Source organism: Halorhodospira neutriphila (genome assembly GCF_016584055.1).
In the GTDB taxonomy this organism is placed as follows: domain Bacteria; phylum Pseudomonadota; class Gammaproteobacteria; order Nitrococcales; family Halorhodospiraceae; genus Halorhodospira; species Halorhodospira neutriphila.
This window is the reverse complement of the sequence record NZ_NRSH01000021.1, coordinates 1-23,670: the sequence shown is the minus strand read 5'-3', so window position 1 is coordinate 23,670 and position 23,670 is coordinate 1. Positions and strand designations below refer to the sequence as shown.

Annotated in this window: 20 protein-coding genes, 1 pseudogene and 1 riboswitch; of the genes and pseudogenes, 7 read left to right on the top strand and 14 right to left on the bottom strand. The window is 72.7% G+C overall.

Features of this window, described 5'->3' with window-relative positions; all coding sequences use genetic code 11:
* A partial coding sequence (locus tag CKO13_RS03350) for a precorrin-6A/cobalt-precorrin-6A reductase (protein ID WP_200256803.1) occupies window positions 1-390 on the top strand: 390 nt, incomplete at its 5' end.
* 79 nt (window positions 391-469) lie between these two features.
* Here the strand turns inward: CKO13_RS03350 and CKO13_RS03345 are convergent.
* The gene (locus tag CKO13_RS03345) at window positions 470-2,317 is read right to left on the bottom strand and encodes a TonB-dependent receptor domain-containing protein (protein WP_200256802.1); all 1,848 of its coding nucleotides are present in this window, start codon (window positions 2,315-2,317) and stop codon (window positions 470-472) included.
* A gap of 141 nt (window positions 2,318-2,458) precedes the next feature.
* Window positions 2,459-2,701, bottom strand: a riboswitch (cobalamin riboswitch).
* A 145-nt stretch (window positions 2,702-2,846) separates the two neighbouring features.
* On the opposite strand from CKO13_RS03345, the gene CKO13_RS03340 reads away from it, so the two are divergent.
* A complete protein-coding gene (locus CKO13_RS03340; RefSeq protein ID WP_200256800.1) occupies window positions 2,847-3,305 on the top strand; it encodes a Z-ring associated ZapG family protein in 459 nt (152 codons plus the stop codon).
* 120 nt (window positions 3,306-3,425) lie between these two features.
* Here CKO13_RS03340 and CKO13_RS03335 read toward each other — a convergent pair whose 3' ends face one another.
* The 3 genes from CKO13_RS03335 to CKO13_RS03325 are packed head-to-tail and all read right to left on the bottom strand — an operon-like array spanning window position 3,426 to window position 9,333.
* A complete protein-coding gene (locus CKO13_RS03335; RefSeq protein ID WP_200256799.1) occupies window positions 3,426-6,521 on the bottom strand; it encodes an efflux RND transporter permease subunit in 3,096 nt (1,031 codons plus the stop codon).
* 11 nt (window positions 6,522-6,532) lie between these two features.
* Window positions 6,533-8,056, bottom strand: a complete 1,524-nt coding sequence (locus CKO13_RS03330; protein ID WP_200256798.1) for a copper-binding protein — start codon at window positions 8,054-8,056, stop codon at window positions 6,533-6,535.
* A complete protein-coding gene (locus CKO13_RS03325; RefSeq protein WP_200256794.1) occupies window positions 8,053-9,333 on the bottom strand; it encodes a TolC family protein in 1,281 nt (426 codons plus the stop codon). Before CKO13_RS03325 ends, CKO13_RS03330 begins: the two co-directional genes overlap by 4 nt.
* 320 nt (window positions 9,334-9,653) lie before the next feature.
* Between CKO13_RS03325 and cysG the strand changes: the two genes are divergently transcribed.
* Window positions 9,654-11,117: a siroheme synthase CysG gene (cysG, locus tag CKO13_RS03320; RefSeq protein ID WP_200256787.1), complete on the top strand. Its 1,464-nt coding sequence runs from the start codon at window positions 9,654-9,656 to the stop codon at window positions 11,115-11,117.
* On the opposite strand, the gene CKO13_RS03315 is transcribed toward cysG, so the two are convergent.
* The 6 genes and pseudogenes from CKO13_RS03315 to CKO13_RS03290 form a co-directional block, all read right to left on the bottom strand.
* Window positions 11,114-12,061, bottom strand: a complete 948-nt coding sequence (locus CKO13_RS03315) for a dimethyl sulfoxide reductase anchor subunit family protein (RefSeq protein WP_200256779.1) — start codon at window positions 12,059-12,061, stop codon at window positions 11,114-11,116. The genes cysG and CKO13_RS03315 overlap by 4 nt on opposite strands.
* Window positions 12,062-12,185: 124 nt before the next feature.
* Window positions 12,186-12,791 (bottom strand): annotated as a pseudogene (locus CKO13_RS03310) (4Fe-4S dicluster domain-containing protein); the annotation flags it as partial.
* A complete protein-coding gene (locus CKO13_RS03305; protein ID WP_200256770.1) occupies window positions 12,788-15,724 on the bottom strand; it encodes a molybdopterin oxidoreductase family protein in 2,937 nt (978 codons plus the stop codon). The gene CKO13_RS03305 and the pseudogene CKO13_RS03310, both read right to left, overlap by 4 nt.
* 85 nt (window positions 15,725-15,809) lie before the next feature.
* Complete coding sequence (locus CKO13_RS03300) at window positions 15,810-16,043, bottom strand: sulfurtransferase TusA family protein (protein WP_200256768.1); 234 nt, start codon at window positions 16,041-16,043, stop codon at window positions 15,810-15,812.
* A gap of 14 nt (window positions 16,044-16,057) precedes the next feature.
* A complete protein-coding gene (gene dsrE2, locus CKO13_RS03295; RefSeq protein WP_200256804.1) occupies window positions 16,058-16,570 on the bottom strand; it encodes a sulfur carrier protein DsrE2 in 513 nt (170 codons plus the stop codon).
* 93 nt (window positions 16,571-16,663) lie between these two features.
* Entirely contained in the window at window positions 16,664-16,843 is a 180-nt protein-coding gene (locus tag CKO13_RS03290) for an Alvin_2107 family globule sulfur oxidation protein (RefSeq protein WP_200256767.1), read from the bottom strand.
* A gap of 365 nt (window positions 16,844-17,208) precedes the next feature.
* Between CKO13_RS03290 and soxB the strand changes: the two genes are divergently transcribed.
* The 3 genes from soxB (at window position 17,209) to soxZ (ending at window position 19,871) form a co-directional block, all read left to right on the top strand.
* Window positions 17,209-18,960: a thiosulfohydrolase SoxB gene (gene soxB / locus CKO13_RS03285; RefSeq protein WP_200256765.1), complete on the top strand. Its 1,752-nt coding sequence runs from the start codon at window positions 17,209-17,211 to the stop codon at window positions 18,958-18,960.
* Window positions 18,961-19,032: 72 nt separating this feature from the next.
* Window positions 19,033-19,518, top strand: a complete 486-nt coding sequence (gene soxY / locus CKO13_RS03280) for a thiosulfate oxidation carrier protein SoxY (RefSeq protein ID WP_200256763.1) — start codon at window positions 19,033-19,035, stop codon at window positions 19,516-19,518.
* A gap of 56 nt (window positions 19,519-19,574) precedes the next feature.
* The gene (gene soxZ, locus CKO13_RS03275; RefSeq protein ID WP_200256761.1) at window positions 19,575-19,871 is read left to right on the top strand and encodes a thiosulfate oxidation carrier complex protein SoxZ; all 297 of its coding nucleotides are present in this window, start codon (window positions 19,575-19,577) and stop codon (window positions 19,869-19,871) included.
* A 57-nt stretch (window positions 19,872-19,928) separates the two neighbouring features.
* Here soxZ and CKO13_RS03270 read toward each other — a convergent pair whose 3' ends face one another.
* Together CKO13_RS03270 and CKO13_RS03265 are read right to left on the bottom strand one after the other, a co-directional pair.
* Window positions 19,929-20,465 carry a DsrE family protein gene (locus tag CKO13_RS03270; protein ID WP_200256759.1) on the bottom strand — a complete coding sequence of 179 codons (537 nt, stop codon included), beginning with the start codon at window positions 20,463-20,465 and terminating at the stop codon, window positions 19,929-19,931.
* 5 nt (window positions 20,466-20,470) lie between these two features.
* A complete protein-coding gene (locus tag CKO13_RS03265; RefSeq protein ID WP_242467866.1) occupies window positions 20,471-21,034 on the bottom strand; it encodes a thioredoxin fold domain-containing protein in 564 nt (187 codons plus the stop codon).
* 275 nt (window positions 21,035-21,309) lie between these two features.
* On the opposite strand from CKO13_RS03265, the gene soxA reads away from it, so the two are divergent.
* Complete coding sequence (gene soxA, locus CKO13_RS03260; RefSeq protein ID WP_200256755.1) at window positions 21,310-22,725, top strand: sulfur oxidation c-type cytochrome SoxA; 1,416 nt, start codon at window positions 21,310-21,312, stop codon at window positions 22,723-22,725.
* A gap of 48 nt (window positions 22,726-22,773) precedes the next feature.
* On the opposite strand, the gene CKO13_RS03255 is transcribed toward soxA, so the two are convergent.
* Entirely contained in the window at window positions 22,774-23,349 is a 576-nt protein-coding gene (locus tag CKO13_RS03255) for a hypothetical protein (protein ID WP_200256753.1), read from the bottom strand.
* Window positions 23,350-23,352: 3 nt separating this feature from the next.
* On the bottom strand, window positions 23,353-23,670 hold a 318-nt coding region (locus tag CKO13_RS03250; protein WP_274600648.1), incomplete at its 5' end, for a type I-MYXAN CRISPR-associated protein Cas6/Cmx6.

Below are 23,670 nucleotides of genomic sequence, written 5' to 3'. Positions count from 1 at the left end.
GCGGCCCTCGGCGAGGCGCCGCGGCGGGTCCTGCTGACCGTCGGCAACCAGGAGCTGGCCGCCTTCTGCGCCGCCCCGCAGCACGCCTACGTGGCCCGCTGCCTCGAGCCGCCCCGGATCCAGCCGCCCGGCACCCGCTGCCTGCGCCAGCGCGGCCCCTTCCGCTACGCCGACGAGCGCGCCCTGCTCGAGGGCCACGGCATCGATGCGCTGGTGACCAAGAACGCCGGCGGCGAGGCCACCCGCGCCAAGCTCGAGGCGGCCCGGGACTGCGGCGTCGAGGTGGTGATGGTCGAGCGCCCGGCGCTGCCGGCCGCGGCCCACCGGGCGGCGGACGCCGAGCAGGCCTGGGCGTGGCTGTGCCGCTGCCAGGCCGCCCGAGGCGGATAAGGCGGGATCGGCGGCACGGCGGGGGGCGGGCGCGCCGTGCCCGCCCCCGCGCCGGCGCCCGGCCGGGCAGGCGTGAGGCCTACCGGCCGTAGTGGATGGAGAGGTAGGCCGTGCGCCCCGGCTGGTTGTAGCCCGCCGCCGTCCGATACTCCTTGTCCAGGGCGTTGTCCACCGTGGCGCGGACGCTCCAGCGGGGGCCGAGGTGGTAGCCGGCGCGCAGGTTGAGCAGGCCGTAGCCGGCGAGGCGCTCCTCTCCATCGAAGCTGCGCCCGCGGGCGAGCGCCGTGGCGCCAAGCTCGAGGTCCTGCCAGCGGCGGTCGATATCCAGTCGCAGGCTCGCGTTCGGCCGCCGGTCGAGGCGGCTGCCGGGCTCGTCGGGGTTACCGTGGTCCATCAGGGTCACGGCGCCCTTCAGCTGCCAGGGGCCCACCGCGCCGCCGCTCTCGAGCTCCACGCCGGTGATCCGGGCCTCCTCGACATTCTGGGGTCGCGAGCTCCCCCTGGGGCCGACCCATTCAATCAGGTTGTCGATGTCCGTGCGGAAAGCCGCCACGTCGACGTAGCCGGCCGGGCCCGTGTAGCGGACACCGGCCTCGTAGCTCTGCGACTCCTCCGGCTCGAGATCCGGATTCCCCCCCGCAGAGAAAATGCCCGGCGGACGATAGAGAGCGTTGAAGCTCGGCGCCTGGAAGGCCGTCCCGTAGGAGGCCCGGGCCTGCCAGCGCTCGGTGAGCGCGTAGCCCCAGGCGAGCTGCCCGGTGGTGTGGCCGCCGTAGGCCTCGTTGTCGTCGTAGCGGCTGCTCACCTCGACCCGGTGGCGGGCGAGCTCCAGGGTCAGCAGCTGGTAGACCCCCCAGTTGTCGCGGCTCGTCTCGGCGTAGTCGGTGGTGCTCGAGATGCGCGCCTCGCGCCAGTCCGTGCCCACGCTGAGCGTCGCCCAGGGGGCGAGGGCGAGGTCGTTGCGCCAGCTGAGGTAGTCGCGCGCCGTATCGGTACGGTCATCAAAACTGCCCTCGTAGTAGGTCTCCTGCTCGTCGCGGCTGTGGCCGTAGGCGAGCTCGGCGAGCCACGCGTCGGTGACACGGATGCGCGCCCCGGTCCGGCCCGCCGCCTGGGCGTAATCCTGGTGGGCAGAGTCGTATGGCGCGCCGCTCATCAGCTCGTTCGCATCGAACTCCGTCTCCCCCTCGGCGTAGAGGCCGCTGGCGAAAAGCTCGACCTGCGGCGAGAGCCGGTGGGAGACGCGGCCGGTCACCGAGGTGTTGTCGTAGCCGTCGTCCGCGCTGTCGCCGACGCCATCCCGAACATTGATGCCGTCGGTCTCAAAGTAGCCCCCCGAGAGGCTGTAGCGGGTCGACTCGCTCCCGCCGGAGACGCCCGCGCCGGCCTCGTAGGTGCCCAGGCTGCCGCCGCCGACGAAGGCGTTGACCCGCGGCTCGCCGGGCTCGCCGCGGCGGGTGAAGACCTGGACCACGCCGCCGAGGGCGTCGGCGCCGTAGATCGAGGAGCGCGGCCCGCGGACCACCTCCACGCGCTCGATCTGCTGCGGCGGCAGGAACTGCCAGGCCGGCTGCCCCGCCGTCGCCGAGCCCAGGCGCATGCCGTCGACGAGGAGCAGGGTGTGGCCGGAGTCGGTGCCGCGCAGGCTCAGGGAGGTGGTCTTGCCGAAGGCGCCGTTGCTGTTGAGGCTCACCCCGGCGCGGCCCTGGAGCAGGTCCTGGAGCTCCTTGGGCTGCTGGCGCTCGATGGCCTCGCGCTCGATGACCGTCACCGACGAGAGGGTCTCGTCGACGGTCTGGCTGACCCGGGTGGGGGTCACCACCACCGGCGGGAGCGCCTCGGCGGACTCGGACCGGGCCGCGTCCGGGGCGGCGACGAAGGCTAGGCTCGCCGCCGTGCCGGCGGCGAGCAGAGATCGGCTCTGCATCGGGTTCCCCTCCTCGGGCGCGCTCACCCGCGCGCCGCTGGTACGCTTCGCATGAGAACGCCGCGGGGAGGGGATCGCGGGGCCCTCGCCCCCTGGAGCAGGATAGGCAACGGCAGCGCGCCCGGTCCGCCGCACCCCGCGGCACCTGGGTCCCTGCGGGCCGGTCTCCGGGCTCGTGGGCGGGGCTCGCGCCCCGGGCGGATCCGCCTTCCCATGAGGGCCGCCGGGCGACGGCGCCTCACAGTGGCCTCGCTGGATCCGCTCGACCCCACCTACCGTTGCGGGGGCAGCGCCGGACTCGCCGCGCGGATTGCGGCTGGACCGGTCTTCCCGTTCAACCCCGGGCTCTGCGAGCCTCGAGGCACCCGACAGGAGTGCGGTACTCTAGGGAGCGCCGCGCCCGGCGTCAAACGCTAGGGACGGCGAGGAGAGAGGTTTCAGCACTTGCGGCTTAACAGCGCACCCGTATTTTAGGGGGTGGCCTGATAAGCCACATTTGGGTACCTACATCGAAGCTGGAGGTTCAAGCATGGAGATCGGTCAACAAGTCCTGCTCTTTGTCGCCGTGGGGCTCATCGTCGGCGCCGTCTTCGGTGCCTACTTCGGGCGCAAGTCGGCCCCGAACAGCAAGGAGCTCAAGGAGGCGGAGGACCTCGTGGTCAAGAACCGCGAGCGCGTCCGCAACTACCGCAGCGAGGTCGACCAGCACTTCCGCGAGACCGCGGAGATCATGGGCGAGATGACCAGCGCCTACCGCAAGCTCTACCAGCACATGGCGCGCGGGACCCAGCGCCTGGCCCCCGCCCGCACCGAGGCGCTCATCGAATCGCTCGGCGACCAGCGCCTGCTCTCCAGCGACGTGCTGCAGGAGACCATGGCCTCCGAGTCCTCCCGGCGCAGCATCGAGGGCGCCCAGCCCGAGGCCGGCGAGGAGTCGAGCAAGCGCAGCAGCAGCCAGCCGAAGCGCCGCGCGAGCATCTTCAACTAAGGCGCACCCCCCGGCACCGGTCACCTCCCCGAGGGAGACGGCCGGGGCGGAAAGGCCCTCAAGGCGGACGCAGCCCGTCCGCCTTGGGGGCCTTTCCTTTTTGGGGCCTCGGCCGTTGCCTCAACGGGCGTAGTGCCGCCGCTGCCAGAGGAAGTAGAGCGCCGGGATGACGAGGAACGCGAGCAGCGGCGCCGTGACCATGCCGCCCACCATGGGCGCGGCGATGCGCTGCATCGCCTCGGAGCCGAGCCCCGTGTTGAGCAGCAGCGGCACGAGGGCGGCGACGATGGTCAGCGACGTCATGACCAGCGGCCGGACCCGATGGGTGGCGCCCTCGGCCACGGCACGCCGGAGCCCGGCGACATCCTCCGGCTGGTGCTCCTCAACGCTCTGCCGGATGTAGGAAAGCAGCACCAGGGCGAACTCCACGGCGAGCCCGCCGAGGAGGATGAAGCCGACGGCGACCGCCACGGAGAGGTCGAAGCCCAGGGCGTAGAGCAGCCACATCCCGCCGACCATGGCGAGCGGTAGGGTGGCGAGCAGCATGACCGGCTCGACGGCGTTGCGAAAGCACACATACAGCAGGATGAAGACCACGGCCAGGGTGGCCGGGACCAGCAGCTGCATCCGCTGCTGCACCGCCTGCATCTGCTCGTACTGCCCGACCCACTGCACGGAGTAGCCTGCCGGCAGCTCCACCGCCTCGCGGACGGCCTGCTGCGCATCCGCCACGTAGTCGCCCAGGGCCCGGCCCGCAATATCGACGTTGACGTTCCCGGTGCGCCGGGCGTTCTCCGTGCGGATCATCGCCGGGCCCTCGGCGATCTCGACGTCCGCGACCTCGCCGAGCGCGACCTGCTCGCCGCTGTCCGCGACGATCGGCAGGGCCTCCAGGGCCTCCGGGCTGTCGCGCCGCTCTTGGGGGTAGCGGATGTTGATCGGGAAGCGCTCCAGGCCCTCGATGCTCTGGTCGACGCTCATGCCGCCGACGCCGAGGCGCACGACGGACTGGACGTCGCCGACGCTCAGCCCATGGCGCGCGGCCTCGAGCCGATCGACGTCCACCTCCAGGTAGCGCCCCGTGGCCGTCCGGTCCGCCCGGGCGCTCGTCGTGCCGGGCACATCGGCGACCGCCGCCTCGATCTCCTTGCCGATGCGCTCGATGACCTCGAGATCCGGCCCCGATATCTGGATGCCCACCGGCGCCCGGATCCCCGTCGAGAGCATGTCGATGCGCGTCCGGATCGGCGGCACCCAGACGTTGGAGACCCCGGGCAGATCGACCTTCTCGTCGAGCTCCCGGATGAGCTCGTCCTTGGTCAGGCCGTCCCGCCACTCGGATCTCGGCTTGAGGCGGATGACGCTCTCGAACATCCCCAGCGGGGCCGGGTCCGTGGCGGTCTCCGCCCGTCCGGCCTTGCCGAAGACGCGCTCGACCTCGGGGACCTCCCGGATCAGCTGGTTGGTCTGCTGCAGGACCTGACGGGCCTTGCCGACGGAGACGCCGGGATCCAGCGTGGGCATGTACATCAGGTCCCCCTCGTCCATGCGCGGCATGAACTCGCTCCCCAGCTGGCTCACGGGGTACAGGGCCGTTACGCCAACCAGGACCGCGCCGGCGACCGTCGTCCAGGGGCGACGCAGGATGGCACCGATGACCGGGCGGTACGCCCCGATGAGCAGCCGGGCGATGGGGTGGCGCTCCTCGGAGCGGATCCGGCCGCGCACCAGGTAGCCGATGAGCACCGGGATCAGGGTCACGGCCAGTCCCGCCCCGATCGCCATGGCGTACGTACCGGTGAAGGCCAGCGGCGAGAAGAGCCGCTCGGACTCGCCGCCGAGGGCGAACAGGGGCAGGAAGCTGACCGTGATGATCAGCAGGGCAAAGAACAAGGGGCGCCCGCTCTCCTGGGCCGAGGCCCGGATCACGGACCAGCGGTCGGCGTCCGGCGGTGCCCGCTCCAGGCGCTTGTGGGCGTTCTCCACCATGACGATGGCGGCGTCGACCAGCGTGCCGATGGTGACCGCGATCCCGCCCAGGGACATGACGTTCGCCGTCACCCCTTGGGCGTTCATGATCAGGAGCGCCGTGAGGATGCCGATCGGCAGGGTGAGGATCGCCACCAGCGCCGAGCGGATGTGGAACAGGAAGACCGTGACCACGAGCGCAATGATCAGGAACTCCTGGCCGAGGCTCCGGGCCAGGTTGCGCACGGCGCCCTGGATGAGCTCGGAGCGGTCGTAGGTCTCGACCACCTCGACGCCGGCGGGCAGGCTGCCCCGCACCTCGTCGAGGCGCTCCTTAACGCCCTGGATCGTCTCCAGCGGGTTCGCCCCATCGCGCATGACGACGATCCCGCCGACGACCTCGCCCTCGCCGTTGAGCTCGGCGATGCCGCGCCGCTTTTGCGGTCCCTCGTGGATACGGGCGACGTCGTCCAGGGTGACCGGGGCGCCGTTGGCCGCCGCACCGACCGGGACCTCGGCGAGGTCGGCGATCCCCTGGATGTAGCCGCGGGAGCGGACCATGTACTCGGCCTCGGCCATCTCGACGACGGAGCCGCCGACCTCGCGGTTGCTCTCCCGGATGCGCTGGGCGATCCGGTCCAGGCTCAAGCCGTAGGCGCGTACGGCCTGGGGGTCGAGCTCGACCTGGTACTGCCGGACCATGCCGCCGAGCGGCGCGACCTCGGCGACCCCGTCGACGGACTGGAGCTCCAGCTCCAGGAACCAGTCCTGAACCGCCCGCAGGTCCCCGAGGTCATTTTGCCCGGTGGGATCCTGCAGGGCGTACTGATACACCCAGCCGACACCGGTGGCGTCGGGGCCGAGGGCCGGGGTCGCCTCCTCGGGCAGCTCCGGGGCGATCTGGCTCAGGTACTCGAGCACGCGGGAGCGCGCCCAGTACAGGTCCGTCTGGTCGTCGAAGAGGACGTAGACGTAGGAATCCCCGAACATCGAGTAGCCGCGCACGTCCTGGGCACCGGGGACCGCGAGGAGCGAGGTGGATAGCGGGTAGGTCACCTGGTCCTCGACGACCTCGGGCGACTGGCCGGGGTACTCGGTGTGGACGATGACCTGCGTATCGGACAGATCGGGGATGGCGTCGAGCGGCGTCTGCCGCAGCGAGACCACCCCCCAGCCGACCAGGATCACGGTGAGCAGGAGGACGAGGAGGCGGTTCTCCACGGACCAGCGGATCATGCGCTCAATCATGCTCGTCGCCCTCAGTGGCCGTGGCCGCTGCCGTGGCCCGCCTCGGGGCCGTTCGAGGCCTCGTGCGCGCCGTTGCTCGCGTCATCCGCGCCCTCGTCCCGCTCGATGGCGGTGATGCGGGCCTTCTGCCCGGCGCCCGGGCGGAGGGCGAAGGTAACGGCGTCGCCGGGCTCCAGGTCACCGGGCTCGACCCCCTCGGCGAGATCGAACTCCATGGTCATCTCCGACCAGCCGAGCTCCGGGATCGGCTCGTGCTCGATGGTGACCCCGCCTTGCCGGGGATCGACGGCCCTCAGGACACCGCGAGCGGTGATATCCCGGGGGCCAGCTCCCTCGAGGCGGAGCAGCTCCGCGGCGACGTCCGCCTCTGAGTCGAGGAGGAACTGCCCCGAGACGACGACCTCGGCACCTGGCCGGACCCCGTCGACGGCGAGCCGGTCGCCGGCGGCCATGCCGACCGCCACTTGCTGGGCCCGGAAGCGCCCACCCCCGAGGGCGAGGATCACCCGCGCCTCGGCGCCGGTGCGGATGACGGCGTCCCTCGGGACGTGGGTGAGCGGCTCCGTCGGCTCGGCCTGGATGTCGACCCGGGTGTACATGCCCGGCCGTAGCTGGCGGTCGGCGTTGTCCAGGGCGAGGCGGGCGCGCGTGGTGCGGGTCTCCTGCTGCAGGAAGGGCTGGACGTAGTCGACCGTGGTCTCGCGCGGCCCGCCGGGGAGGTAGCGGCTCGACACCGTGGCCGGCAGTCCCGGCTCGAGCCACGCCCCTCGATGGGCGAAGACCTCGGCCATGACCCAGACGGTGGACAGGTCCGCAATGGCCATGACGTGGTCGCCGGGCGAGAAGCGATCGCCCTCGCGGATGTTGAGGTCCTTGACGACCCCGTCCTGCGGGGCGCGCGCCGCGAGGCGCTGGAAGGGCTCGCCGCGCTCACGGATCGCCCGGATCTGGGCCTCATCGAGCCCGAGCGAGCGCAGGCGCCGCTCGGCCGCCGGGATACCGCCGGCCCGGCCGCCCTCGACGGCCTGGAGCAGCTCCTGCTGTGCGTTGAGCAGCCGCGGCGAGAAGTAGCGGAAAAGCACATCGCCCTCCTCCACCGGATCCCCCTCTCGGGCGACCTCGAGCGCTTCAATCCAGCCCTCCGTGCGCAGATCGATACGGCTGATGCCCGCCTCGTCGGCCTCGACATGGCCGACCGTGGAGATCTCTCGCTGGAGCGGGCCGCGCTGGACCTCGGCGGTGCGTACGCTCATCGCCTGCACCACGCCCGAGGGGATCTCGACCACCCCGGGGGCTTGCTTACCGGCCTGCGCCTCGCCGGGGTAGACGGGGATATAGTCCATGCCCATCTCGTCTTTCTTGGGCTCCTCCGAGGTGATCGAGGCGTCGTGGGGGTGGCGGTAGTAGAGCGGCTCGCGCGCCTCGCCGTCGCCGCCGGCGGGCTGCGCCCAAGGGGCGAGCGCCGTGACGGCCGCATAGCCTCCGGCCCCCAGGGCGGCAGAGAAGAGGGCGACCAGCGTAATTCGAGTCTTCATGAGGAACCCCCTCCCGTGAGGTAGAGGAGCTCGGCCTGGGCCTTGAGCCGCTGGATCTCCACGCGAAGCGCGGACAGGCGTATCTCCAGCGCCGCGACGCGGGCCTGCTGGAGGGCGGTGAACGCCACGGTATCGGCGCGGTAGGCGGCTAGCGCGGCTTCCGCATTATCCGTCGCAAGCGGTATCAGGCGCTTTTCGTAGCGCTCCTGGCGCTGCCCGAGCCGCTCCCAGCGCGCGTAGGTAGCCTCCAGGTCACGGCGCAGCTCGAGCCGGGCCTCGCGGCGCTCGGCCTGCGCCGCTGCAACCCGGCGCTGGCCGGCCGCGACATCCCGGTCCTGGCGGTTCCCGGGGAAGAGCGGTAACTGCATGCTGACCATCACGCTGAACAGGTCCGGCACCGCCGAGCCGTCCATACGCTCGGCGCGCCGGTGGCCGTAGGAGACCTCGATCCCCCAGTCGGGCCGATATCCGGCCCGCGCCTCGCGCAGCCTCGCCTGGCCGATGCCGACACGGGCCTCTTCCGCGGCCAGCCGCGGGTGGGCCGCGAGCCGCTCGGCGGCAGCCGCCGGCTTCGGGGGCGGTGCGAGCTCCGGCGTGCGCTGCGCCAGGGGACGGCGAGCCGCGGCCTCGCCGATCCAGCGGGCGAGGCGCGCACGGGCGTCGTCCAGGGCGATACGCTCCCGGTCGATGCGGTCCTCGAGCCGCTCGAGCTCGAGGATCGCCTGCAGGCGGTCCTGGCGTGACGCGCGGTCGGCGGCGACCTCACGCTCGGCGGCCTCCACGAGCGCCTCAAAGCGGCTGCGGCTCTCTCTCAAGAGCGCGATGGCCCGCTGCCGATGGAGGAGCTCGAGGTAAGCCTTTCGCGTCTGCCGGCGTACCGCGCGGGCAGCCTCCTCGGCCTGGGCGGCGGCTGTCTCGGCCTGGGCCTCGACGCGCTCACGCGCCGCCCCCCGGCCGGCGGGGAAGCGCTGCCGGAGACCGACCTCGAGTCGGCTCATGGGGTCCGTGTCGAGCCCCGGATCATCGATGGGTAGGGCCATGGCGCCGAGGGTCAGCTCCGGGTCGGGCAACGCACCGGCGGCGTACGCCGCCTGGCGGGCGCCCTCCGCCCGGGACCGGAAGCCCTCGATGGCGGGGGCCTGCTCGACGGCGATCCGCTCGGCCTCGCCCAGGGCTAAAGGCTGGGCGGCCGAGGCGACGCCTGCGCCGAGCAAGAGGGCCCCGGGCAGCAGCCGCAATAGGCCGCTGCACCGGCTGGGCAGGGAGGTCGGCTCCATTGTTGGACGTCCTCCGCGAGGGGCACGCTTACCCTGATTGTGGCGTACCCGGCCCCTGGGCGAGGTCGAGCGCTCAGGAGATCGTGCTAGCGAGGGCGATCCGGCGGGTCCGGGTCCCGCTTCAGGTGGACGCCAACGCCTCGCAAAAGGACGAAGACAGGGGGCGACACCCCCCACTCTTGCCCCTTTTCTGGCAAAGTCGCCCACTTCATGCGTCCGTACACTCGAGCGATCTGTATCCCTCCAGGGATATTGGCACCTCCTATGCGTAAGTCATGATGAAAGCGAATCCCTCTCAGCGGCAGGACAGGCAGCAACCGATGCACCACTTCCCCATCTTCCTCAAGCTCCACGGCCGACCCTGCCTGGTCATCGGCGCCACCGCCGCCGCCGCCGAGAAGGCCGGGGACCTGCTCCGCGCCGGCGCCCAGGTCACCCTCGCCGCCCCCGCGCTCGGCGCCGAGTGCGCCGCGCTCCTCGAGCGCCACCCCGACACCGTGCACCACCACGCCGCCGGGTACCGCCCCGGGCTCGAGCAGGGGATGGCGCTGGTGATCTCGGCGAGCGGCGACCCCGAGACCGACCGCGCCGCCCACGCCGCGTGCAGCGAGCGCGGCATCCCGGTCAACGTCGTCGACAATCCGCAGCTGTGCACCTACATCACCCCGGCGGTGGTCGACCGCTCGCCGCTGCAGGTGGCCATCACCAGCGGCGGCGCGGCGCCGGTGCTCGCCCGGCAGATCCGCAGCCAGGTCGAGACCCTCCTGCCGCCGGCCTACCGCCGGCTGGCCGCCCTCGCCGGGCGGCTGCGCGAGCGGGTCAAGGCGGCCCTGCCCTCGCCCGAGCGGCGGCTGCGCTTCTGGGAGCAGGTCTTCGAGGGGCCCGCCGCCGAGTCCGTGCTCGCCGGCCGCGAGCGCCAAGGCGAGGCCGAGATCCTCCAGGCCCTGCAGCGGGAGCGCCGGCAGCCCGGCCCCCAGGGCGAGGTCTTCCTCGTCGGCGCCGGCCCCGGCAACCCGGAGCTGCTCACCTTCCGGGCCCTGCGGCTGATGCAGCGCGCCGACGTGGTCCTCTACGACCACCTCGCCGCCCCCGCCCTGCTCGAGCTCGTCCGCAAGGACGCCGAGCGCATCCCCGTCGGCAAGCGCCGCGGCGAGCACACCCTCCCCCAGGAGCGGATCAACGAGCGGCTCATCGAGCTCGCCGCCGCCGGCAAGCGGGTCCTGCGGCTCAAGGGCGGCGACCCCTTCGTCTTCGGCCGCGGCGGCGAGGAGATCGAGGGGCTCATCGAGCACGGCGTCCCCTTCCAGATCGTCCCCGGCGTCACGGCGGCCCAGGGGACCGCCGCCTACTCGGGCATCCCCCTGACCCACCGCGACTACGCCCAGAGCTGCCGCTTCCTCACCGGGCACCGCCGCAACGGCGCCCTGGCGCTCGAGCAGTGGGCGCCCTTCCACCGCGACGAGACCCTCGTCGTCTACATGGGGGTGGCCAACCTCGAGGGGGTCTGCGCGGAGCTCCAGGCCCACGAGCTGCCGGCGGCGCACCCGGCGGCCCTCGTCGAGCAGGCCACCACGCCGGCCCAGCAGATCGTCATCGGCACCCTGGCGACGCTCCCGCAGCGGGTCCGCGAGCGGGGGCTCGAGGGGCCGGCGCTGGTGGTCGTCGGCCCCACGGTGGCGCTCCAGCCCCACCTGGCCTGGTACCAGAGCGCCCCGGACGCCGAGCGGGCCTTCCCCCGCCACGGCTGCCTGCGCCGCGACCCCCTGGTCAGCCCCGGCGGCTAGAGGCGCTCGGCGGCGCCGTAGTAGAGGCGCACGGCGTGGCGGGCCTCGGCGAAGAGCAGCCAGCGCTCCACCAGCGCCCCGGCGAAGGCCAGCGCCAGGGCCGCCGCGGCCCAGGGGAGGGAGCCGCTCCAGGCGACCACGGCGAGCCCCGCCGCCGGGAGCAGGAAGCCGCCGAGCAGGACGAGGCCCCGGTAGTAGCGGCCCCGCCGCCGGTCCCCGGCGAGCGGGTGCAGGAACTCGTGGGCGAGGAAGCTCGCCGCGCTCTCGCCGCTGTCGAGCAGGCGCACGGGGCCCGCGCTCAGCCCCGTGGCCGTGGTGGCGCCCGCCCCGCCGGGGACGGCGTTCCAGGCGTACCAGGCGGCCTTGGTGACCGCCGCCGTCAGCAGCAGCCCCGCGCCGAGGGCCGCCGCCGGCGCGGGGTCGGCGCCGGCGGCGGCGCGGATCAGCGTCAGCACCCCCGCCCCCAGGGCGAGGCCGATGACCAGGTAGTTCACCGGCGTCAGCCCCTGGTGCCACTCGCGGACGGCCTGGACGCAGGCGTAGATCATGCCGGTGGCGATGAGGGTGGCGGCGGCGAGCAGCCCCGTGAGGACCGCCAGGGCGGTGACCAGGGGCGTGTACGCCCAGCCGCTGAGCCCGTAGGCGGCCACGAACCCCCCGGCCACCGGGTAGAAGAGGAGCGCCAGCGCCGCCTCCCGGGAGAGCCAGGAGGTGCGCACGCGGAAGAGGGAGCGCCACGCCCGCCTCGGCCGCGCCAGGTGGCCCGTGGAGAAGAGCAGCCCGACGGTGATCAGGGCCACGGCGGTGAGCCCGGCGGCAAGGCGCTCGCCGCCGCCCACCGGCCCACCGAGGGCGAGCCGGTCGGCGAGCAGGAACAGGACGGTAAGGCCGTACCCCGCCCCCGAGAGGACGGTGAAGAGGACGACCGAGAGCGGCGCGTGCATGGGGTCCCTCCTTGCGGCGTCAGCGGCGGACGATGCGGTTGGCCCACTCCTGGACCGCCGCGGCGCGGCCCTGGCCGCCGGCCTCCGCGGGCGCGGCCGCCGGCGGGCGGCTGGCCGCCGCCGGCCGCGGCGGCAGGTAGTGGTTGACGGGCTCGCAGCCCATCTCCGGCAGCAGCGGGTAGCCGCGGCGCTCGCGGACGAGGCGGCTGACCTCGGAGTCGGGGTCGTCGAGGTCGCCGAAGTGCCGGGCGTTGGCCGGGCAGGCCAGCACGCAGGCGGGCTGGCGCTCGGCCTCCGGCAGCCGGGTGTCGTAGATGCGGTCGATGCACAGGGTGCACTTCTTCATCGTGCCGCTCGCCGTGTCGAGCTCGCGGGCGCCGTAGGGGCAGGCCCAGGCGCAGTAGTTGCACCCCATGCACTTGGCGTCGTCGACGAGGACGACGCCGTCGGCCTCCCGCTTGTAGGAGGCGCCGGTGGGGCAGACGTCCACGCACGGCGGGCGGTCGCAGTGCATGCACGACAGCGGCAGGTTGACGGTCTTGCTGTGCGGGTACTGGCCCTGCTCGTAGCTGCGCACCCGGTTGACCCAGACGCCGCTCGGCGCGGCGCCGTAGGGCTCGTAGTCGCTGAGCGGGCCGAGGGTGCCGGAGGTGTTCCACTGCTTGCAGGCGACGGCGCAGGCGTGGCAGCCGACGCACGTATCCAGATCGATGACCAGGCCGAGCCTCATTGCCAGCCTCCGCGGGTCAGGGTGTCGCGCAGGGAGCGGCGCAGCTCCCGGGCGCGGTGGGTGGCGTAGCGCAGCAGCGCCAGGGGGCCGTTCTCCACGCCCGGCGGCGGCCGGAAGGTCGGCGACGGCGGGTAGGCGCTGCCCTGCTCCTCGGGGGCCGCCTTGTAGACGCGTACCCGCAGGTCGTACCAGGCGGCCTGCCCCGTCACGGGGTCGGAGTTGCTCAGCGGCTTCTCGCCCTCGCGGGCCGGGAGGCGGTCGTCGATGAGGTGGTTGACCAGGAAGCCGCGCGTCGCCTCGGGGGCGCCGGGCTCCAGCCCCCAGATCCCCGCCTGCTTGCCCATGCCGTTCCAGCTCCAGACGGTGTCCGCCTGGGTCCCCTCCATGAGGCGCAGCTGCGCCCGGATCCGGCCGTTGTGCGACTCCACCCAGACCCAGTCGCCGTCGGCGAGGCCGAGCGCCTCGCCGCGGGCGCGGTTCATGTAGAGGTGGTTCTGGGCGAGGATCTGGCGCAGCCAGGCGTTCTGGCTGTCCCAGGCGTGGTACATGGTCATGGGCCGCTGGGTGACGGCGTGGAAGGGGTACGCCGGGTGCCCGTCCGCCTCGATGCGCCGCTCCTCCAGGGGCTGGTAGAACAGCGGCAGCGGGTCGCAGTAGGCGGCGATGCGCTCGGCGTCGGTGGCGTCCGGCGGCGCCGGGCCGTCGTAGAGCCCCTGCCCGGCGAGGCGGAAGCGCTGCAGCGGCTCGGCGTAGAGCGCCATGACGATGGGCTCGGCGGCGCCGATGAAGCCCACCTCGTGGGCCCACTCCAGGTACCCCTTGTTGGCGAACTTGTAGAACTGCTGGGACAGCGGCAGCTCGTACTTGAAGAAGGCGCCGTTGTCGATGTAGCGCTGCCACTGCTGCGGGTTCGGCTCGCCGCGCAGGGGCTTGTCGCCGTCGGCGCCGCGCCAGCCGGCGAGGAAGCCGATCCCCGGCGCCCGCTCGTAGTGGACGATAAAGTCGTTGTAGCCGGCGTAGCGCGGCGAGCCGTCGTCGTTGGTGAACGCCGGCAGCCCCAGGCGCGCCCCGAGCTCGATCATCACCTCCTGCCAGGGGCGGACATCGCCCTCGGGCTCGAGGATGGGCTGGCGGATGGCGTCCGCCGGGCCGTCCGGCTCGGAGATCGGCCGGTCGAGCATGGAGATGCAGTCGTAGCGCTCGAGGTAGGTGGTGTCCGGCAGGACCAGGTCGGCGAACTGCACCGTCTCGGAGTGGAAGGCGTCGGAGACGACGAGGTACGGCAGCCGGTAGGCGCCCTGCTCGTCCTTGGCGCAGAGCAGCTCCTGGATCTGCGCGGTGTTCATGGCCGAGTTCCAGGCCATGTTCGCCATGAACAGCATCAGGGTGTCGATGGGGTACGGGTCGCCGGCCACGGCGTTGGTGATCACCGTGTGCATCTTGCCGTGGGCGGACAGGGGCGCCTGCCAGGAGAAGGCCTTGTCGATGCGCAGCGGCTCGCCCGCCGCATCGACGACGAGGTCCTCCGGGGCCACCGGGAAGCCGAGGGGCGAGCCGCCGAGCGGCGTGTCCGGCGCCGTCTCGCGGGCCGGGCGCGCCGGCGGCGGCACCGGCCGCGGATAGGGCGGCTTGGCCCGGTGGCCGCCGGGGACCTCCACCGAGCCGAGCAGCAGCTGCAGGGTGTGGATGGCCCGGGCGGCCTGGAAGCCGTTGGAGTGGGCGGAGACCCCGCGCATGGCGTGCATCGACACCGGGCGCCCGATGAAGCGATCGTGCTTGCGCCCGGCCCAGTCGGTCCACTCGCAGGGGACCTCGATGGCCTCCTCGAAGGCGACGTGGGCGAGCTCCGCGGCGAGGCGCTCGATGTCCGCCGCCGGGATGCCGCAGACCTCGGCGGCCCGCTCCGGGGCGTAGGCCGCGTCCAGGTAGCGCTCGGCGAGCAGCGTCATGGCGGTCTTCACCGGCCGGCCGTCGGGGGCGGTGTACGCCCCGAAGAGCGCCGGGGCGATCTCCGCCTGGCGGCCGTCGACGCAGGCCTCCTGCTCCAGGTCCCAGACCAGCGGGGCGCCGTCCTCGTCGCGGAGGATCAGCCCGTCGCCCGGCTCGCCCGGCGTCTGGACGACGAGCTGCGGGGCGTTGGTGTAGCGCACGAGGTACGCCCAGTCGAACTGCCCGTCGCGCAGCAGGCAGTGGCCGAGGGCCATGGCGAGCATGCCGTCGGTGCCGGGGCGGATGGGGACCCACTCGTCGGCCACCGCCTGGTAGCCGGTGCGGACCGGGTTGACGGCGACGAACCGCCCGCCGTTGCGCTTGACCTGGTCGATCCCGCGCTTGAAGGGGTTGGAGGCGTGGTCCTCGGCCGTGCCCCAGAGCACGAAGTAGCGGGTGCGCTCCCAGTCCGGGTCGCCGAACTCCCAGAAGGCGTGGCCGAGGGTGTAGAGCCCGGCGGTGGCCATGTTCACCGAGCAGAAGCCGCCGTGGGCCGCCCAGTTGATCGTCCCGAACTGGCTCGCCCACAGGCCGGTGAGCGCCTGCATCTGGTCGCGCCCGGTGAAGTAGGCGAGCTTCTTGGGGTCCTCGGCGCGGATCCGGCGCAGCCGCTCGGTGAGCTCGTCGAGGGCCTCCTCCCAGGAGATCTCCTCGAACTCGCCGGCGCCGCGCTCGCTGCCCGGCTTGCGGCGCAGCGGGGCGCGCAGCTTGGCCCGCGAGTACTGCTTCATGATCCCGGCGTTGCCCTTGGCGCAGAGCACGCCGCGGTTGACGGGGTGGTCGGGGTTGCCCTGGATGAAGCGGACCCGGCCGTTCTCCAGGGTGACCTTGATCCCGCAGCGGCAGGCGCACATATAGCAGGTGGTGTAGCGCACCTGCTGCCCCTCGCGCGGCTCGAGCTCGGGGACATCCGCGGGGATCTCGCTCTCCGGGACGGCGCTCATACGCCCTCCTTGCCGGTCCTCGGCCCACCTCGGCCGCCCGCCCCGCGGCGGGCGGCCGCCCTGTCGCCTCGGCTCGCCCCGGCCCCTAGCCGGCGCACTTGAGGCGGAAGTGGTACTTGCCGTCCTCCTCCTTCTGCTCGAGCAGCTCGTGGCCGGTCTGCTGGCTGAACGACTCGAAGTCCTTGACGGAGCCCGGGTCGGTGGCCGTGACGTAGAGCACCTCGCCGCTGCTCATGCTCGCCAGGGTCTTCTTCGCCTTGAGGATCGGCAGCGGGCAGTTCAGGCCCGTGGCGTCGAGCTCCTGATTGTACTCAGCCATGGCTGGTCCCTCCTTCAGATGAACAGACTGATATTCGCGTCCTCGGCGAAGCCGAAGAAGGTCGCCGCCCCGCCGAGCTCCACGCCGTCGATAAAGCGCGACGAGTCCATGTCGAACAGGTCCAGGGTCATCTGGCAGGCCACCAGCTTGACGCCGATATCCACGCACGTCTGGCGCAGCTCGGCGAGGTCCACCACCCCCTTGGCGCTCATCTTGCGCTTCATCATCTTGGTCATCATCGCCTGCATCCCCGGCAGGGCCTGGCCCATGACCGGCATGGGCATCGGCATGGGCATGCCGGGGTTGCCCAGCGAGCTGACCTGCAGGTCGAGATCGCGGTCGAGGAGCTGCAGGCCGTAGAAGGTGAAGAAGATCTCCACCTCGTAGTCGAGGGAGGCCGCCGTCGAGGCCAGGATAAAGGGCGGATAGGCCCAGTCGAGGGAGCCCTTGCTAGCGATGATGGCGAGCTTCTTCGGCCCCTCCTGCGGCGCCGGGCCCCCCTGGGCGCCCTGCGCCGGCTGTTGCACCGTGCTGGTGCTCTGCCCCTGCGCCGCGCTGTTGCTCTGTTCCGTCACGCCGAGTCCTCCTCAAGTCGCCTTCTGATGTAGCCGGGGCCCGGCCTAGGAGGCCGCGGTGCGCCCCTGCTGGCCGTCGGCGTAGCCCGCCTCGTAGCGCTCGGTGACGCGCTGCTCCTCGCGGGCGGGATTGCCCAGGTAGCCGCAGACCCAGCCCTGCAGGTACTCCTCGTCGAGCCCGTTGCGCTCCATCTCGCGGATGGCCTGGTAGTAGTCCCGGTCCATAGCGCTTGCCCTCCACACCGGTCCGCCTCTCTGGGAGCCTGAAGAATGCCAATCTGCTGATATAAGCAACAATCTGCCAAAGGAGGGAGCCCGCCGCGGCCGTCTATCCCCGAGGGGGTATTGCGCCCGAGGAGCGCGGCGCTTTCAGCGCCTCGATTTCGCCTGCGCAGAACGCCCCCCTGAACGCCTCAATTCCCGGCTTCTCTCCCTCCCCAAAGGGGTAATACCCCCCGCCGGGAACTCCCGAGCGGGGTATTTCGCCGCGCCGGCCGGGCCGATAGATTTCCGGTGGTAGAAATCGCGCCGGAAATTCCAGACGGATCCGCCCAAGGGGTATTCCCAGAGATTCAAGGAGAGCGATCCCCATGCGCCTATCACGCCGCGACTTCCTCGAGCTCGTGCTCGCCGCCGGCGCGGCCGGCGGGGCGGGGCTGCCGAGGCGGGGCCTCGCCGAGGCGCCGAAGGGCAGGGACTGGCAAGGCATCCCGGAGGGCTTCTACGACACGCCGCCCAAGGGCAATGTCCACCTCCTCCACTTCTCGGACATCCACGGCCAGCTCAAGCCGGTCTACTTCCGGGAGCCGAACGTCAACCTCGGCCTCCACGACTTCCGCGGCAAGCCGCCCCTGCTCGTCGGCGAGGCGCTGCTCGAGCACTACAGGCTCGAGCGCTGGCGGCCGCAGGCCCACGCCTTCACCTACCTCGACTTCGAGGCGGCCGCCGAGGCCTACGGCCGGGTCGGCGGCGCCGCCCACCTCGCCACCGCCGTCCGGCGCATGCGCGCGGAGCGCCCCGGCGCCCTGCTCCTCGACTCCGGCGATACGTGGCACGGCTCGGGGCCGGCCCTGTGGAGCGAGGGGCAGGCGATGGCGGACTTCCAGAAGCGGCTCGGCGTCGACGCCTGCACGGGCCACTGGGAGTTCATCTACGGCGACCGGCGGGTCGAGGAGCTCGTCGCCGAGCTGGAGGGCGCCGGCACCGAGTTCCTGGCGCAGAACGTCCTCGACCGGGACTGGCTCGAGCCGATCTTCAAGGGCTACACCCTGCACGAGCGCAACGGCGTACCCGTGGCCGTCGTCGGCCAGGCCTTCCCCTTCACCCCCATCGCCAACCCGCGCTACAAGATCCCGCAGTGGACCATGGGCCACCGGCTCGACCGGCTCCAGCAGCAGGTCGACCAGGCCCGCCAGGAGGGCGCCCAGGTGGTCGTGCTCCTCTCCCACGCCGGGATGCTCACGGACATGGCCTACGCCCGGCGGCTGCGGGGGGTGGACGTCATCCTCGGCGGCCACACCCACGACCCGGTCCCCGCCCCCGAGGTCGTCGAGGACGCCGAGGGCGGCCGCACCCTGGTGGCCAACAGCGGCTCCAACGGCAAGTTCCTCTCGGTGCTCGACCTGGAGGTGCGCAACGGGCGCGTGCGCGACTTCCACTACCGGAACCTGCCGATCTTCGCGGACGCCCTGCCCCCGGACGCCGAGATGCAGTCCCTGGTCGAGGCGGCCTACGCCCCCTACCAGGAGCGGCTCTCGGAGGTGGTCGGCGAGGTCGACGGCCTCCTCTACCGCCGGGGCAACTTCAACGGCACCTTCGACGAGATCCTCGCCCGGGCACTGCTCGAGGGCCGGGACGCGGAGGTGGCCTTCACCCCCGGCTTCCGCTGGGGGCCGAGCGTCCTGCCGGGCCCGGTCACCTTCGAGGACGTCATGGCCCAGACCTGCAGCACCTACTCCGAGACCACCCGCACCGAGCTCACCGGCGAGCAGATCCGGGCGGTCCTCGAGGACGTCGCCAACTCCATCTTCAACCCCGACCCCCTGCTCCACCGCGGCGGCGACATGGTCCGCACCGCGGGGCTGCGCTACGCCATCGACCCGACGCGCAAGATGGGCGAGCGCATCAGCGACCTGGAGATCGGCGGCGAGCCCGTGGATCCCAAGCGCAAGTACGTCGTCGCCAGCTGGGCGGACGTCCAGCAGCCCCAGGACGGGCCGCAGGCGTGGGACGTGCTCGCCGAGTACTTCCGCAGCCGCGGCACGGTGCACGTCGACAGGCCGTACGTGCCGACGCTCAAGGGCGTCGACCGGAGCAACCCGGGCCTCGAGCGCCTCGCCTAGGCGCCCCCGGGGCCGCGGCGACGCCCGGCGGCCCGGCTGCCCCTAGCCACTCACTGCAGAGGAGAAGGACCCATGGAGAACGCACACACCGATGAGCGGCGCCGGCGGATCCTCAAGGGCGCGATGGCGGCGAGCGGCGTCGGCGCGGCGGTGGGCCTCGGGCTCCTGGCGCCGCGGCGGGCGCTCGCCGCCTGGCACGAGGAGTCCATCATGGCGCGCAGCGTCGACAAGGGGCTCAAGGCCTACCTCGGCACCACCGAGTTCGAGCGCAGCGACGGGGTCGTCATCGACGCCCCCCAGGTCGCCGAGAACGGCTCGACGGTGCCGGTGACCGTGGAGAGCTCGCTGCCGGACGTGCGCAGCATCACCCTCTACGTCGAGGAGAACGGCGCGCCGATGACCAGCATCTACGAGTTCGGCCCCCGCGGCCAGCCCTACGTCTCCCAGCGCATCCGGATGGCCGACACCTCGAAGGTGGTGGCGGTGGCCGACAGCGGCGGCAAGCTCTACTGGAACAGCCGCAAGGTCCGGGTGACGATCGGCGGCTGCGGCGGCTGAGCCCGCCCCAGGGCCACCCATGAGGCTACCCGACACGCTCAAGAGGAGGTCGAGTCATGGCAGGTGAGATCCGCGCCCGCGGGAGCGTCCAGGACGGCGTCGCCGACGTCCGCGCCCTCATCAACCACCCCATGGAGGTCCCCGAGCCGGAGAACGGCAAGGAGGGGCACTTCATCCAGGAGCTCTTCGCCGAGGTCAACGGCGAGGAGGTCTTCCACGCCCACTGGGGCCCGGGCATCTCCGCGAACCCGCTCATCGAGTTCCGGTGCCGGGCGGCGCCCGGGGACGTCGTGCGCCTGTCCTTCACCGACAACCAGGGGCAGAGCGGCTCCCACGAGCTGGAGCTCGGCTAGCCCGCCTGCGCCGCCCTGTCCCGCGCCGGGACAGGGCGGCGGCCGCCGGCGGGGCGGTCACTGCATCTTGATGTAGGCGAAGCCCTGCTCCCGCTGGAGCTCGGCGAGCCGGGTCACCGCGTACGGCACGAGCTTGGCCTCCACGGCCAGCTCCTCACGCCCGAGGCCGACCTCCGCCATGCTGCTCCGGCAGACCTCGACCTGGACGTCGTAGGTATCCTGCAGCGAGCGCAGGCGCTCGACGAGCTCGGCCTGCGCCTCGCGGCGCTCCTGCGGCACCTCGTAGGGGGTCCCGGCGAGCGGCTCCTCCGTGACGTAGCGGATCCCGAAGCCCTGGAAGACCAGCCGGATATCGTAGTCCACGAGCTGCCCCTCGTAGTGGCTGGCGGCGCTGCTGGCGTTGAACAGCGTCGAGCTGACCCGGCGCGGCTCGCCCATATCGACGTGGAAGGCCAGCCGCGGCTGGGAGGGCGCCTCGGCCGCCCCGGCCGGCGCCAGCGCCGCGAGGGCCGCGACGGCCAGCGCCAGGGCCGCAGGCACCGCCCGGCGGGCCCCGAGGCGCCCGTGCTCGGCTCGCTGGTGGTGGGGATGCATACCGGTTACTCCTCTCGGCTGAGCAGGGACAGGAGCTCCTCCAGGGGGAGCATGCCGAGGACTCGGCCCTCGGGGGTCACGAGGGCCGGCGTCCCCGAGACGCCGATGCGCTCGCCCAGGCGGCGGTGCTCGGCGACCGGGGCGTCGCTGCAGCTCGCGGCCTGCACCTCGCCCCCCGCCATGGCCCACTCCAGCGCCTCGCGGGGCTCGTCGCTGCACCAGACCCGCTCCATGATCCGCCGCGAGCGCTCGCTCAGCGGGAAGGCGGCGTAGCGCACCCGGATCCCCGCCTCGCGGTAGGCCTGCAAGTTGCGGTGGAGCGCCCGGCAGTAGGGGCAGCGGACGTCGGTGAAGACGGTGATCGTGTGGCGCCGCTGCCCCTGCGCCTGGTAGACGATGAGCTCCCGCTCCGGCAGGGCGGCGAGCGCCTCGGCGACCGCCTCGCGGGACGGCGCCGCGAGCAGCGGCCCCGCCTGCAGGAGGGCGAGCGCCGCGGCGGCCCCGGCGAGCAGCCCCCGGCGGCTGAGCGCCGCGGCGCCCCGGGCGGGTCGAGATCGCTCCTCGTGCATCGCCACTCCGGCCTCCCTCGGCGGCGCCGGCCGCCGTGCTCTCCCCTTCGGATAACGCGCACCGAGATTCTCCGGCCCCGCCCCGAAAACCCGCAATCTCCCGATCGTGGGGATTGGCTTCCCTTCCGGGATAGATCCCGTGCCGCCCTCACCCCCCGAAACAGGTATTCCGGAATCCGTCGCGCCTCGCTAGCTTTGTCGGCGTCCGTGCAAAAGGGCGCCCGAGAAAAGCGCCCTTTGCGTCACCCGGGAACCTTCAGGAGGCCGCGACTACCATGCACACGCAGGACAGGGAGATCCGCCGAGGCGCCGCCATCCTCGTCGGGGTCGTGATCGGGACCCTGAGCCACGGCGCGGCCCTCGGCGAGGGCAGCGACTCCGGCTCCGCCGCGGAGCGCGACTACGCGACGAGCGCGACCTGGGACTCCTACGCCAGCAAGCCCTCGCTGGGCCGGACCAAGGAGGTCGACGGCGAGCGCATCCAGCGGCGCTACGACTTCGGGGGGTTCGCCCGGATCGACGAGGACTACAGCGAGTGGCCCACCCACGCCTACAACGACGACACCGAGTACCCGGAGCCGCAGCGGGTCTCCATGCCCGAAGGCCTGGAGGGCGACCCGCAGCGCGGCAAGGAGCTGTTCATGGACCGCAGCAAGGGCCCGTGCAGCTCCTGCCACCTCGTCCCCGAGTCGGAGGTCTGGCCGGCGGGCAGCGTGGGCACCGACCTGCGCACCGTCGGCAGCTGGGAGCGGGCCGACGACGAGTGGCTCTACCAGATGATCTACGATCCCCGGCCGATCTACGGCGAGGACACCCCCATGCCGCCGTTCGGGGTCAGCGGCATCCTCTCCGAGCAGGAGATCGCCGATCTCGTCAGCTACCTGCAGACGCTCACGGGCAGCCCGGAGGGCGAGCCGGTGACCCCCGCCGGCGTCGACCAGGCCTGGAACCCGTACAAGCGGGAGGCGCCCTCCCCCGCCTACGGCGACCCCCTCGACGTCTTCAACAACCCGGCGCTGATGAAGGCCGAGAACATCGCGGTGCCCCTCTGGCGCCAGGAGGGCCCCAACGGCGAGTCCTGCGCCGGCTGCCACGGCGAGATCGGCCCGGCCGACGAGCGCCGGCCGCTGGGGGTCATCGAGGAGATGGTGGGCGTCGCCGCCGAGTACCCGAAGTGGTACGAGGCGTACAACCGGATGATGTCCATCGAGGACTTCCTCGCCGTGCACGCCGAGGAGACCATGGACATGGCCCTGCCGACGCAGTCGCGGGAGAACAAGTACATGTCCCTGCTGGTGCACTCGCAGTCCAACGGCATGGCGTACGACATGGACCTCGATAACCCCAATGTCCAGGCGGCCATCGAGCGCGGGCGCAAGCTCTTCCACAAGGAGGTCGGGCGCCGCGGCCACAGCTGCGCCGAGTGCCACACCTCGGCAGGCGGCGGGGGGGATTTCCTCGGCGGCCGGCGGCTCGACAACATCGAGGCCGACGACACCCTCATCAACCACCCCTACTGGCGCACCGCGCAGAACCGCCTCTGGGACATCCGCACCCGCTTCCAGTGGTGCATGACCCCGGTTGGGACCAACTACCTCCCCGGCGACAGCCCCGAGTACGCCGACCTCGAGACCTACATCATGTCGAAGCAGCAGGGCCACGAGATCCTCGTCCCGCGCATCGCCCACTGACGGGCGCCGCCCTGCCCGCCCGGGCCGCGCGCCCGGGCGGGCCTCAACTCACTCGCCCTCGCCCGCCGACGCGCCGGACAGGAGGTTCTCGAGCAGCCCCCCGATGCCGCGGCGCAGCTCGACGACCGCCTCCGGCCCCTCGACCTCCGCGAGCCGGGCGTGCAGCCACGTATCCCGCTCCCGGCCGACGGCCCGGCAGCCGCTGGCGCCGAGGAGGTTGTAGGCGGCGAAGCCGGGGTCCTCCTCGCGGTAGGCGATGGCGGCGTACGCCTCCAGCCGGCTGCCGAGCCGCTCCAGGAAGCCGCCGCCCGCCGCCCCGTCGCCGGTGGCGTGCTCGCGGACGCCGGCGTCGAGGCGCCGGGCCATGGCCTCCACGAGCCGGCGGCGGGGCTCGTGATCGAGCCCGCGCAGCCACGCGAGGCGGTCGGCGTACTGCACGGCGAAGATCAGCAGCTCCTCGACCAGGGCGAGGTGGCCGCCGCTGCGCTCGCTCACCGGGCCGTCCTCGGCGAGGGTCCGCACCGCCTCGGTGGCCACCCGCCAGGCGGCGAGCGCGGCCGCCTCGCCGACCTCCTCCGGGCCCCGCTCACCGCCGTGGCGGAACCAGCGCGTCTTCAGCCGCATCGCTCAGACCACCGCCTTGTGGGGGATGAATACGCCGCAGCCCCAGCAGCGCCCCTCGCCGAGGCCGCGGGCCTGGAGCAGGCGCCCGGCCTCGGCGCCCATGCCGTCGACCAGGAGGCTGCGCACGGCCACGGGGCCGTCGGGGGTGAGCAGCCGCTCGCTGCGCCCGCAGAGCATCCGCCGCGGACGGATCCCCAGGCCCCGGAGCTCGCCCTCGGCGGCGGCGAGCAGCCGCTCCTCGTCGTCCCCGAGCCCTAGGACCCGGTGGGCGTAGAGGGTCTCGGCGGCCGGCAGCTCCGCGGGCCGGGCCTCGCCGAGACC